This is a genomic window from Xanthobacter sp. BG11Y11_SDJG (assembly GCF_057364445.1).
In genome coordinates this window covers 1-11,992 of the sequence record NZ_JBNFNU010000104.1, presented here as the reverse complement: position 1 = coordinate 11,992, position 11,992 = coordinate 1, and the positions used below count along the sequence as shown (strand labels likewise).

At 64.8% G+C, this 11,992-nt stretch carries 10 protein-coding genes and 1 pseudogene; 8 read left to right on the top strand and 3 right to left on the bottom strand.

What is annotated here, in order from left to right; translation table 11 throughout:
• Positions 1-249 precede the first annotated feature (249 nt).
• The 6 genes from AC2W7M_RS10970 (at position 250) to cybH (ending at position 6,388) form a co-directional block, all read left to right on the top strand.
• Positions 250-588, top strand: coding sequence for a GIY-YIG nuclease family protein (locus tag AC2W7M_RS10970; protein ID WP_486132392.1), 339 nt, complete (start codon positions 250-252; stop codon positions 586-588).
• 719 nt (positions 589-1,307) lie between these two features.
• Entirely contained in the window at positions 1,308-1,931 is a 624-nt protein-coding gene (locus AC2W7M_RS10965; RefSeq protein ID WP_486132390.1) for a hypothetical protein, read from the top strand.
• A 190-nt stretch (positions 1,932-2,121) separates the two neighbouring features.
• Positions 2,122-2,388 carry a hypothetical protein gene (locus AC2W7M_RS10960; RefSeq protein WP_486132389.1) on the top strand — a complete coding sequence of 89 codons (267 nt, stop codon included), beginning with the start codon at positions 2,122-2,124 and terminating at the stop codon, positions 2,386-2,388.
• Between the two features lie 308 nt (positions 2,389-2,696).
• The gene (locus AC2W7M_RS10955) at positions 2,697-3,803 is read left to right on the top strand and encodes a hydrogenase small subunit (protein ID WP_486132394.1); all 1,107 of its coding nucleotides are present in this window, start codon (positions 2,697-2,699) and stop codon (positions 3,801-3,803) included.
• The gene (locus AC2W7M_RS10950; RefSeq protein ID WP_486132387.1) at positions 3,800-5,614 is read left to right on the top strand and encodes a nickel-dependent hydrogenase large subunit; all 1,815 of its coding nucleotides are present in this window, start codon (positions 3,800-3,802) and stop codon (positions 5,612-5,614) included. Before AC2W7M_RS10955 ends, AC2W7M_RS10950 begins: the two co-directional genes overlap by 4 nt.
• Before the next feature lie 12 nt (positions 5,615-5,626).
• On the top strand, positions 5,627-6,388 hold the full coding sequence (gene cybH / locus AC2W7M_RS10945) for a Ni/Fe-hydrogenase, b-type cytochrome subunit (protein ID WP_486132385.1): 762 nt from the start codon (positions 5,627-5,629) through the stop codon (positions 6,386-6,388).
• A 44-nt stretch (positions 6,389-6,432) separates the two neighbouring features.
• Here the strand turns inward: cybH and AC2W7M_RS10940 are convergent, their stop codons facing one another.
• The 3 genes from AC2W7M_RS10940 to AC2W7M_RS10930 form a co-directional block, all read right to left on the bottom strand.
• On the bottom strand, positions 6,433-8,511 hold the full coding sequence (locus AC2W7M_RS10940) for an iron-containing alcohol dehydrogenase (RefSeq protein ID WP_486132383.1): 2,079 nt from the start codon (positions 8,509-8,511) through the stop codon (positions 6,433-6,435).
• Positions 8,512-8,667: 156 nt separating this feature from the next.
• Positions 8,668-9,366, bottom strand: a complete 699-nt coding sequence (locus tag AC2W7M_RS10935) for a GntR family transcriptional regulator (RefSeq protein WP_486132381.1) — start codon at positions 9,364-9,366, stop codon at positions 8,668-8,670.
• Positions 9,367-9,385: 19 nt separating this feature from the next.
• The gene (locus AC2W7M_RS10930) at positions 9,386-9,766 is read right to left on the bottom strand and encodes a hypothetical protein (RefSeq protein WP_486132396.1); all 381 of its coding nucleotides are present in this window, start codon (positions 9,764-9,766) and stop codon (positions 9,386-9,388) included.
• Between AC2W7M_RS10930 and AC2W7M_RS10925 the strand changes: the two are divergent.
• Both AC2W7M_RS10925 and AC2W7M_RS10920 read left to right on the top strand, forming a co-directional pair.
• Positions 9,669-10,818: pseudogene (locus AC2W7M_RS10925) on the top strand (CaiB/BaiF CoA transferase family protein). The gene AC2W7M_RS10930 and the pseudogene AC2W7M_RS10925 sit on opposite strands and share 98 nt — an antisense overlap.
• Positions 10,815-11,609, top strand: a complete 795-nt coding sequence (locus AC2W7M_RS10920) for an enoyl-CoA hydratase/isomerase family protein (protein ID WP_486132379.1) — start codon at positions 10,815-10,817, stop codon at positions 11,607-11,609. The pseudogene AC2W7M_RS10925 and the gene AC2W7M_RS10920 overlap by 4 nt, the downstream one beginning before the upstream one ends.
• Positions 11,610-11,992: the final 383 nt, after the last annotated feature.

Below are 11,992 nucleotides of genomic sequence, written 5' to 3'. Positions count from 1 at the left end.
CGGGGGGAGGGGGCGACGCCGGCCGACGGCGGCCGGACCCATCCCGCCGGCCGCCGCAGAGCCGCCGTCATGCTCCGGATTGGACGGAGCCTCCATCGGACCTCCCCGCATCACGCCCGGCTGCCGCATGGGCCCTCCGGTCAAGCCGGAGGGCGACGGGGGGAGGGCTCCGGCGCGATCGGAGCATCCATGCCTGGCCAACCACCCGCCGCCCCGTCATTCTGCACGCAACCGCAGCGGAGCCGAGCGATGGCGCGGCGCTATTTCGTCTATCTCCTCGCCAGCAAGCCGCGCGGCACGCTCTATGTGGGCGTGACGAACCACCTGACGCGCCGCGTGTTCGAGCACCGGCTCGGCGCCGACCCTGGCTTCACCCGCCGCTACCATGTCCATCGCCTGGTCTGGTTCGAGACCCACGACACGGCACCCGCTGCCATCCAGCGCGAGAAGCGGCTGAAGGCGTGCTGCGGCAGCGGAAGATCGACCTGGTGGAGAAGGACAACCCCGACGGGCGCGACCTCTTCGACGAGATCGCCCTTGGGCGAGCGGGGCGTTGCCCCCCAAAACCGCCGTCATGCTCCGGCTTGACCGGAGCATCCATGCCACCTCCCCGCATCGCGCCCGGCCGCGGCATGGGCCCTCCGGTCAAGCCGGAGGGCGACGGGGGGAGGGGGCAGAGGGGGGGGCGAAGGCGGCGGCGGCTCAAGGAGCAGCGGAACACAGGAAACCCGCACCGCCGTCATGCTCCGACTTGATCGGAGCATCCATGGGCCGCGGATGCAGGCGCAATGGGGGGAATGGAACGGGACGCCGGACGAAGACCCGGGACCGGGCGCGTTGGGGCTTGATCCTTCCGGACCTGACCTAAGTTGGCGCGTGGCTCGACCAGCGCCAACCTCCCATGCGCTATAGGGCAGGGGGAGGGGTGGGTTGCAAGAGGGTGGGCCTTGCAGGCAGGTTGCATCCGAGCAATTATTCCAACCCTGAATCGAACCTGCTTATCAGGGCGGCATTATGGTCAGCGCAATTGGGCTCAGAGTTTATAAGATCGGGGCTCATCCCCGCAGGGATGCTACTCCATTGCCTCTAGTCGATAAAAAGTCAGGTATCGATGTCCCATCTTACATAGCCTCTTTCGTTAATCAGAACAAAACACAAAACAAGAAAGAGTCAGTCGAACGAAGCTGGTACTTCGAAAAGATAGAAGAAACTAAGCCGGGATGCTGCCGAGGATATATACATTATGGAACCTTTGGATTTGAAAGCAATTTTGTTGATGGAAAACAAAAGCCAAAATATAAAGATCGGTGACTGATGTGGAAGAAATACCTCTCTATTTTGAATTTTGGACATCTAGCGACAATCGAACCGCACTTGCAGCCTTCCAATCTTTTCAGGGGCGCTCTTGTATAAATATTTTATTTTCCGATATACAGGAAGACTTTGAAAAGAAAACAAACAACATACTTACGTTTAAAAAATTACTTCCAAGCGACTCGAAGGGGTCTGTATATAATGCAGCTCCTGTCAAAAACATAAAGCTTATAAAGAGAAATGCTGGGAACGATGTTACTGATACATACATAGAGACAGACGGGACGAGCCTTGTCGATTTTGAGATTTCAATATCAGCAAAAAGAAAAAGTAGCCTTGGCGCCCTATCAGATGTCTATTCTCGCTTTAAAAAATCCGACGAGAGTGCGCTTATTTATGATGGCGTTGAATTTTCAGAGGCATATGCCGAAATTCGAGTCGGAAATAAATTGAGAAAGGTTGGATTATTCGGCGCCCACGGCGATGCTGGCGTTATTGACTTAACTGGACAGGTAAAAAGAGGCCTAAATGGGCACCCAACATTTAATTCGATGAAAAATGAGACAAAATCAATTCTAGACTCCATATACAAATCAATTAATGGAGCCAAGAGATGAAAATAAATATATTTATAATATTAGTGATCACATAAATACATTCTATAATTATGGATCAAATACTAGAAGCGTGTTTGATTTTATACTATTTTATGGGCTTCCTACAATATTATCATTTGTCTCTTTTTATTTCTCAATCACAATGAAGTCCGATTATTATAATTTATCGATAACATTTTATGGAATATTTTTGGCACTTCTGCTCAATATACAAGTAGCTATATTTTCCATCTATCAACGCCAATGGAAACACGAAGAAAATGATAGAGATGAAGAGCGGGTGCGCGAAAAACGCGAAATTAAAAGAATCATACTGACTGAACTGAATTCCAATATATCTTATCTGACAGCTTTAAGCTGCATCGCATTGGCAGCATTCTTGGTATTTTACTCTTTAGAAATTAATAATAGTATAACCGCAGCAATTTCAATATTTTTTACAGTCATTTTATTCTAACATTCTTGATGGTGATTAAAAGATCGCATGCGCTTTTTTCGCATGAGTATAAGGTCGATTGATTTTCGGAATCGAACGCTGATCGGTTGTTGGCGCCTTCGATTCTCACCAACATGAACCACGTCCCGATAACCCCCTTTCCACCCACCCTCCAAACCGCTCACCCCCCATCCACCCCATCCACCGCACCCAGCCACCCAACCCCCTGAAATCCCTCACACTCCCCCTCTGGCACGCCCCTTGCCATTGCTCACCCAATCCCCCGGCCTCGACGCCGGCGGGGAGGCCAGCACAAGGGGGGACGCCGGATCATGGCCCTCGAGACGTTCTATGAAGTCATGCGGCGGCAGGGCATCACGCGCCGCTCGTTCCTGAAATACTGTTCGCTCACCGCCGCGGCGCTCGGCCTCGGGCCGGAATTCGCGCCGCAGATCGCCCATGCCATGGAGACCAAGCCGCGCACCCCGGTGCTGTGGCTGCACGGGCTGGAATGCACCTGCTGCTCGGAGAGCTTCATCCGCTCCGCCCATCCTCTGGTGAAGGATGTGGTGCTGTCGATGATCTCGCTCGACTATGACGACACCCTCATGGCCTCCGCCGGCCATCAGGCGGAAGCGATCCTCGACGAGGTGATGGAGAAGTACAAAGGCAACTACATCCTCGCGGTGGAGGGCAACCCGCCGCTGAACGAGGATGGCATGTATTGCATCATCGGCGGCAAGCCGTTCGTCGACCAATTGAAGAAGGTGGCGAAGGACGCCGCCGCCATCATCTCCTGGGGCTCGTGCGCCTCCTATGGCTGCGTGCAGGCGGCGCGACCGAACCCGACGCGCGCCACCCCGGTGCACGAGGTGATCTTCGACAAGCCCATCATCAAGGTGCCGGGCTGCCCGCCCATCGCCGAGGTGATGACCGGCGTCATCACCTACATGCTCACCTTCGGCCAGTTGCCCGCGCTCGACCGCCAGGGCCGGCCGCTGATGTTCTATTCCCAGCGCATCCACGACAAATGCTACCGCCGGCCGCACTTCGACGCCGGCCAGTATGTGGAGCATTTCGACGACGAGGGCGCGCGCAAGGGCTACTGCCTCTACAAGGTCGGCTGCAAGGGCCCCACCACCTACAACGCCTGCTCCACCGTGCGCTGGAACGACGGCGTCTCCTTCCCCATCCAGGCCGGCCACGGCTGCATCGGCTGCTCGGAAGACGGCTTCTGGGACAAGGGCTCCTGGTACGCCCGCCTCGCCGACCTCAAGGGCTCGGGCTTCGGCGTGGAAGCCAATGCCGACCAGGTGGGCCTTGCCGCCGCCGGCGTCGTCGGCGGCGCGGTGGCGGTGCATGCCGCGGTGTCCGCGATCAAGCGCGCGCAACACAAGAACACGGACAACGGCGCCGATAAGGGAGGCGACAAGTGACCATCCAGACGCCGAACGGCTTTTCCCTCGACACCTCCGGCAAGCGCATCGTCGTCGATCCGGTCACCCGCATCGAAGGCCACATGCGCTGCGAGGTGAATGTGGATTCGAACAACGTCATCCGCAACGCGGTCTCCACCGGCACCATGTGGCGCGGGCTGGAAGTGATCCTCAAGGGCCGCGACCCGCGCGACGCCTGGGCGTTCGTGGAACGCATCTGCGGCGTGTGCACCGGCTGCCACGCGCTGACCTCGGTGCGCGCGGTGGAAGACGCGCTCGCCATCAAGATTCCCAACAACGCCTTCCTGATCCGCGAGATCATGGCCAAGGTGCTGCAGTGGCACGACCACGTGGTCCACTTCTACCACCTGCACGCGCTCGACTGGGTGAACCCGGTGAACGCGCTCAAGGCCGACCCGAAGGCCACCAGCGTTCTCCAGCAGTCCATCTCGGCCCACCCCATGTCGTCGCCGGGCTATTTCCGCGACGTGCAGAACAGGCTGAAGAAGTTCGTGGAGAGCGGCCAACTCGGCATCTTCAAGAACGGCTACTGGGACAACCCGGCCTATCTGCTGCCGCCGGAAGCGGACCTCCTGGCGGTGACGCACTATCTGGAGGCGCTCGACTTCCAGAAGGAGATCGTCAAGGTCCACACCATCTTCGGCGGCAAGAACCCGCATCCGAACTATCTGGTGGGCGGCGTGCCCTGCGCCATCAACATGAACGGCGACATGGCCGCCGGCGCCCCGCTCAACATGGAGCGGCTGAACTTCGTGAAGCTGAAGCTCCAGGAGGCGTTCGAGTTCTCCAAGAACGTCTATGTGCCGGACGTGATCGCCATCGCCTCCTTCTACAAGGGCTGGCTCTATGGCGGCGGCATATCCGGCCAGAACGTCATGGACTATGGCGACTACGAAGCCATCCAGGGCCAGAAGAAGACCGACCGCCTGCCGGGCGGCGTCATCCTCAACGGCAAGTGGGACGAGGTGCACCCCATCGACCCGCGCGACCCGGCGCAGGTGCAGGAGTTCGTCGCCCACTCCTGGTACACCTACGGCGAGGGCAAGAACGATGTGGGCCTGCACCCGTGGGACGGCGTGACCGACCCGCAGTACAAGCTCGGCCCCGCCGCAAAGGGCACCCGCACCAATATCGAGGCGGTGGACGAGAACGCCAAGTACAGCTGGATCAAGGCGCCGCGCTGGAAGGGCAATGCGGTGGAGGTGGGTCCGCTCGCCCGCTACATCCTCGCTTACGCCCAGGGCGTCGACTATGTGAAAGGGCAGGTGGACGAGGCGCTCGGCACGTTCAACACGCTCGCCGGCACCAGCCTCACCGCAAAGCAGGCGCTGCCCTCCACCATCGGTCGCACCCTCGCCCGCGCGCTCGAGGCGCATTACTGCGCGGCGATGATGCTGGACGACTTCGACCACCTGATCGCCAACATCAAGGCCGGCGACACCTCGACCGCCAACATGGAGAAGTGGGACCCCGCCACCTGGCCGAAGGAGGCCAAGGGGGTGGGTACGGTGGCGGCGCCGCGCGGCGGCCTCGGCCACTGGATCAAGATCAAGGACGGGCGGATCGAGAACTACCAGTGCGTGGTGCCCACCACCTGGAACGGCGGGCCGCGCGATCCCAAGGGCAATATCGGCGCGTTCGAGGCTTCCCTCATGAACACGCCCATGCAGCGCCCCGAGGAGCCGGTGGAGATCCTGCGCACGCTGCACTCGTTCGACCCATGCCTCGCCTGTTCCACCCATGTGATGTCCCCGGAGGGCGAGGAACTCGCCCGCGTCACCGTGCGCTGAAGGGAGGCGAAGATGACCGACACGTCGCTCTCCGGTGCCGCCCCTCCCGCGCGCTCCAAACCCGGCGCCGATGCCGTGGCGAAGGCCGCGGCAGGCGGACGCAAGCTCACCACCGTCTATGTCTACGAGGCGCCGGTGCGCCTGTGGCACTGGGTGAACGCGCTCTCCATCGTGGTGCTGTGCGTCACCGGCTACTTCATCGGCTCGCCCTTCCCGACGCTCTCGGGCGAGGCGAGCGCGCACTATCTGATGGGCACCATCCGCTTCGTGCACTTCTCGGCCGGCTACATCCTCGCGGTCGCCTTCCTCGGGCGCATCGCCTGGGCCTTCATGGGCAACCAGTGGTCGCGCGAGCTGTTCACCTTCCGCTTCTGGCGCAAGGACTTCTGGCGCGGCTTCTTCACCGAGATCCAGTGGTACGCGTTCCTGAAGCCCCGGCCGCTGAAGTTCGTCGGCCACAACCCGCTGGCCCAGTTCTTCATGTTCTGGGTGATGGTGGTGGGCCTTGCCTTCATGATCGTCACCGGCTTCGCCCTCTATTCGGAGGGCGCCGGGCCGGGCTCGTGGCAGGACGTGATGTTCGGCTGGGTGATCCCGCTGCTCGGCGGCTCCATGCAGGTGCACACGCTGCATCACCTGGGCATGTGGGTGATCATCCTGTTCGTCATCATCCACGTCTACTCGGTGATCCGCGAGGACATCATGTCCCGCCAGTCCATGGTCTCGGCCATGGCCAGCGGCTACCGCGCGTTCAAGGACGACGATCCGGAATGAGCGGCGGGCCGGCCGGGCGTCTGGGCGTCCGGCCGGCCGTTGCCTCAGGCGGCGCGGGGCACGGCGGCGCCGCTGCCCTTGTCGGCGGCGAGGCGCCGGGCGAGCGCCACGAACTCGATCGCCGCGCAGAGCATCAGGCCATAGCCGAACAGCTCCAGGCACTCCTCGCTCATGTCCTTGATGGGGCGCAGATAGTCGTCCTGCATCACGGCCTGCCAGAAGCGGCCCATGCCGAACAGGCGGGAGAACACATAGGTCGTCATCAGCGCGCCGACGAACAGGCCGAACGCGGTGCTCTCGGTGAACGCCCTCTGCTCGGCGAGGAAGGCCGCGCGGTGCCGCCACGTGTAGATGAGGCCCGCCGCGATCACCGGCGTGACGGCGATCTGCCAGCCTTCCTCATGCAGCATGTCGAGCCAGATGTCGTTTTCGCGGATCAGCGAGGCGGCGGTGAAGGTGGCCAGCAGCCAGGCGGAGCGCGTGAGCGCGGAAATCCTGAGCGCGCAGGAAACGAAGATCGCGGTGATGACGAGGAGGGTGACCGACTGGGCGATCTCCACCAGCGAGGTCTCGCCGAACGAGCCGGTGGTCACGGCATCCACATACATGAGCAGGAACAGGAAGGCGGTGATGCCGGCATAGAGTGCGACGCGCAGGATGCCGCGCACGAACGGCTGGTAATCCTCGGGCAATGGGGGGCTCCGGGTTGATTGCGCAGCGGCTCGCCCGCCGCGCCAACGCCCGACACCCCGCCCCCGGAGCCGTCGGCATACTGTCACAATCAGCCAATGCAGGCCATGCCGCGCCGCACGCTTCGGGCGATCCCCGCGCGCGACGACCGCGCCACGCCTTGAAACGCAAGGCCTCGCGGGCTTGTGCCATGCCGCAGCGGGCGCGTCGCCGCGCCCGCATCCCCGTTTGACTGAGGCCCAGGAGAGGCGCCCCTCTTTCGGGCCCCGCAGCCGGCCAGCGACAGGCCGCCCCGTCAGAGCGAGGCGCGCAGCATGGCCTCGTAATCGGCGGGGCTGGCCTCGCGCGGGTTGGTTTTGTGGGTGTGGTCGGCGCGCGCGCGTTCGATGATCTGCGGGACATCTCGGCGCCGATGCCGATGGCGGCGAGGCCCTCCGGCAGGCCGATGCGCCGGTTGAGCGCGCGCACCGCGTCGGCAGCGCCGCCGGGTCGGCGACGCCGATGGCGCCGGCGATGCGCTCCATGCGGTGCTCCGCCTTCACGCTCGGCGCCTCGGCGTTGAACGCTAGCACCACCGGCAGGAGGATGGCGTTGAGCGTGCCGTGATGGGTGCGCGGATCGAGCCCGCCGATGGCGTGGCTGAGGCTGTGGACGCAGCCGAGCCCCTTCTGGAACGCCATCGCCCCCTGCATGGAGGCCGCCAGCATGTGCTTGCGCGCCTCGCGGTTGCTGCCGTCGGTCACCGCTGTCTCGATGTGCGCCCAGCCGCGGGCGAGGCCGTCGAGCGCGATGCCGTCGGCCGGCGGGTTGAAGGCGGAGGCGAGGAAGGTCTCGATGCAGTGCGAAATCGCGTCCATGCCGGTGGCGGCGGTGAGGCGGGGCGGCAAGCCGAGGGTCAGCTCGGGGTCGCAGATGGCGAGCTTCGGCACCAGGTACGGCGAGAGGAAGCCGAGCTTGCGCCCGTCATCGACGATGATGATGGCGCCGCGTCCCACCTCGCTGCCGGTGCCGGCGGTGGTGGGGATGGCGATCAGCGGCGCCACGGCGGGGGTGATGCGCGCGACGCCGCCCTCGATGGCGGTGTAGGGCAGGAGATCCCCGGCGTGCGTGGCGAGCAGGGCGACGCCCTTGGCAAGGTCGATGGGCGAGCCGCCGCCGATGGCGATGATGCCGTCGCAGCCGCCCTCCTTGTAGGCCGCGACACCGGCGCGGACCGCCGCCTCGGTGGGGTTGGGCGGGGTGGCGTCGAACACCTTCAGCGCGGAGGGCTCGGGAAACAGCAGCGCGAGCCGGTCCACGAGGCCCGCCGCGCGCACGCCGGCATCGGTGACGATGAGCGGCCGGGTGATGCCGAGCCGCGCGCATTCCTGCGGCGCCAGCGCCAGCGCGCCGAAATCGAACTGCACGGTGGTGATGTAGTTGATGATCGCCATGGGTACGTTTCCCCTAATCCTGGTCTTGCCGGCGCGCGAGCCGCTGCCGTCGGACGGCGGGCGAGGCGATCGGAGGGATGGCGCCCGCGCGTCCCGCGCCCTGGTACCGGCAGGGATAGCAGCCCCCAATTTTGTATGCAATGCGTCCGCCGCGCCCTAGCTGAGGTCGGGCGCGGGGGGCATGCCCAGCACCGCGAGGCCGTTCAGATAGTGCTGGCTCAGGACCGCCGACAATGCCGCGCCGTCGCGCGCGGCGAGGGCGTCCACCATGGCCTGATGCTCCGCCACGGCGGACTTCCATCGCTCGGGATAGAGCTTCGTCATGGAGCGGGCGCGGTCCACCTGAGGCGCCAGGATGTCCCAGAGTTCGAGCAGCGAGGCATTGCGCGCCGCGCTGACGATAGCGCGATGGATGCGGCGGTTGAGGTCCAGATAATTCGTGAAATCGGTCTCGAAATAGAACGATATCATGCGGTAGTGCATGGCGTGGATCTCGCGCACCTCGGCCTCGCTGGCGCGGGCGCAGGCGAGGCGCCCGCCCAGCGCCTCCAGATGGCCGATGGTCTCCAACAGGTCGCGCGTCTCGTCCAAGTCGATCTCGGTCACGACCGCGCTGCGGTTGGGGGAAAGCCGCACCAGTCCCTCGCTCGCGAGCGTGCGGATCGCCTCGCGCAGAGGCGTGCGGGAAATCCCGAGTTCGGCGCACAGATCCTTTTCCCGCAGCGGCGCACCGGGGGGAAGGCGGCTTGACACGATCATGCCGCGCAGCGCCTCCACGGCAGCGCTGTGCAGCTGGCCGCGCCTTCTGCCACCTGCCGGCGCCTCCGCGCCCGGCGCACTCGCCTCGTCCAACATGCCGCCTCCTCGCTGCGGCCTAGTTAAGCACGGGACCGGCCGCTGGCAACACGGGGCCGGGCGCGCGCCGGCGCGGTTCGGCCTTGACGATCAAAATCTTGTATGCAATCTCGATCGGATGGCGCCGGGCAAAGCCCTTCGGTTTCCCGCCCGGCCATCGCGGAGGACGCCATGATCGCTTCGACAGGCGCAGCCGTGAGCGCAAGGAGTCCGCGATGAGCACCGCCGCATCCGCGCCGTCTGAGGCCCCCGCGGGGCCGCAGCCCCTCCAGCGGCTGCGCGTGCTCGATGTCAGCCAGGTCATGGCCGGCCCGTTCTGCTGCATGCTGCTGGCCGACATGGGCGCCGACGTGATCAAGGTCGAGCCGCCCGAGGTGGGCGACCAGACGCGCCGCGCCATGGGCTTCCGCCTGAAGGGCGCCGACAGCGGCGGCTTCCTCGCCCTCAACCGCAACAAGCGCAGCATCGCCCTCGACCTGAAGACCGACCGCGCGCGAAGCGTTCTACGCGCTGGTGCGCACCGCCGACATCCTGGTGGAGAACAACCGCCCGGGCGTGACCGCGCGACTGAAGATCGACTATCCGACCCTGGCGGCCATCAATCCGCGCCTCGTCTATGCGAGCATTTCCGGCTTCGGCCAGACCGGGCCATGGGCGCAGCGGCCGGGATTCGACCTCATCGCCCAGGCCATGTCGGGGGTCATGAGCGCCACCGGCCTGCCCGGCCTGCCGCCGGTGAAGAACACCGTTCCCATCGCCGATCTCGGCGCCGGCATGTTCGCGGTCTACGCCATCCTGAGCGCGATCATCGGCCGGGACACCACCGGGCGGGGGCAATATATCGACGCCTCGCTCTACGAGACCGCGGCGGCGCTCTCCATCTGGGAGACCGCGGAATATTTCGGCACCGGCCACGTGCCGAGCCCGATCGGCAGCGCCAACCGGATGAGCGCGCCCTATCAGGCGGTGCAGGCGAAGGACGGCTACCTCGTCGTCGGCGCCGCGAACCAGAAGCTCTGGCTGAGCCTGTGCACGGTGATGGAGCGCCCGGACCTCGCCGCGGATCCGCGCTTCGCCACCAATGCCGATCGCCTCGCGAACCGGCCTGCCCTGATTGCCGAGATCGAGCAGGTGTTTGCCGCCCGCACCGCGGAGGAATGGGCGGACGCGCTCCTCTCCGCGGGCGTGCCGGCGGCGCCGATCTACACTTATGCCCAGTCGCTTGCGAGCGAGCAGGCCAAGGCCCGCGATCTGGTGGTGGAGATGGAGCATCCCGTCGAGGGGACGATCAAGCTGCTGGGCTTCCCGGTGAAGCTGAGCCACACGCCGCAGCAGCTGCGGCGTCCGCCGCCGCTGCTGGGGGAGCACACCGGCGAAATCCTCGCCGAGCTCGGAATGTCCGAGCCGCAGGACACGCCGGCTGCAGCGCCGGCGGGAGTGCCGGTGCCATGAGCGCGCCGGCCGCGGACGACCAGGGCTCGGTCCACTACCGGCGCGACGGCGCCCTCGCGCGGGTGGTGTTCGACCGGCCGCACGCCCACAATGCCATGACTTGGACCATGTATGAGCGCCTCGCGGAGATCTGCGCGCAGATCGCTGCCGCGGACGGCATCCGCGCCGTGATGTTCTCGGCCACCGGAGGCAAGGCGTTCATCGCCGGCACCGACATCGCCCAGTTCGCGGACTTCACGGGGGCGGAGGACGGCCTCGCCTACGAGGAGAAGGTGGCGCGCTTCATCGGCGCGGTGGAGCGCCTGCCCATGCCGACGCTGGCGGTGATCGAGGGCTGGTGCGTGGGCGGCGGCCTCGCCATCGCCACCGCCTGCGACCTGCGCATCGCCACCCCCGCATCCCGCTTCGGCATTCCGATCGCGCGCACCCTGGGCAATTGCCTGACGCCCGCGGTCTATGGCCGCCTGATCGCCGAGTTCGGCGTGGGGCGCGTGAAGCGCATGCTGATGTTCGCCGACCTGCTCGACGCCGATGAGGCGCTGACGGCCGGATTCCTCAGTGCCATCGTGCCGCCGGACGAGATCGGCGCGCGCGCAGAGGCGCTTCTGGAGCGTCTCGCCTCCCACGCGCCGGTCACCCTGCGCGTGGGCAAGGAGGCGGTGGCCCGCATCCTCGCCGCGACCACGGCGGAGGGCGAGGACCTGGTGCGCGCCGCCTACGGCAGCGCCGACTTTCAGCACGGCGTGCGTGCCTTCCTCGAGAAGCGCAAGCCGGAATGGAGCGGCCGCTGAGCTGGCCCGGCCGCACGACGCCGGCCGGACCCCGCCACCTCCGGTATCTTCCTATATTGCATACAAAAATGGGCTTATCCGAAGCCTCTTCGGCCTCGCGGCTGGACCATGGCCTCGCGCTGCAGCAGAATTTCCTTGCTCTGCAAAGTGCCGGCCCTGCGGCGCCATCCGGCTCCAGACTGCGGGAAAAGAGGCTTTCCACCCACATTTTGCATGCAAGAATGATAGTCCGTCACAACCGCCCCTTTGAGGACGGGACAAGAATGACAGAGCGGGAGGGTCGCATGGGCCATTCAGACCTCCGGGAGCCCCGCGCGGGTGGCACGGCGGGCATCGCCGGGTGCAAGGCGCACGTTGGCGGCCCGGCCCGCGGTGCGCCTGCG

Bases quoted from the DNA above. Each gene is read 5' to 3' on its own strand.
- cybH (WP_486132385.1), top strand. From the start codon at position 5,627: ATGACCGACACGTCGCTCTCCGGTGCCGCCCCTCCCGCGCGCTCCAAA.
- AC2W7M_RS10920 (WP_486132379.1), top strand. From the start codon at position 10,815: ATGAGCGCGCCGGCCGCGGACGACCAGGGCTCGGTCCACTACCGGCGC.
- AC2W7M_RS10970 (WP_486132392.1), top strand. From the start codon at position 250: ATGGCGCGGCGCTATTTCGTCTATCTCCTCGCCAGCAAGCCGCGCGGC.
- AC2W7M_RS10930 (WP_486132396.1), bottom strand. From the start codon at position 9,766: ATGGCGCGGCGCGTCTGGTCGCCCACCTCGGGCGGCTCGACCTTGATC.
- AC2W7M_RS10935 (WP_486132381.1), bottom strand. From the start codon at position 9,366: ATGTTGGACGAGGCGAGTGCGCCGGGCGCGGAGGCGCCGGCAGGTGGC.
- AC2W7M_RS10940 (WP_486132383.1), bottom strand. From the start codon at position 8,511: ATGGCGATCATCAACTACATCACCACCGTGCAGTTCGATTTCGGCGCG.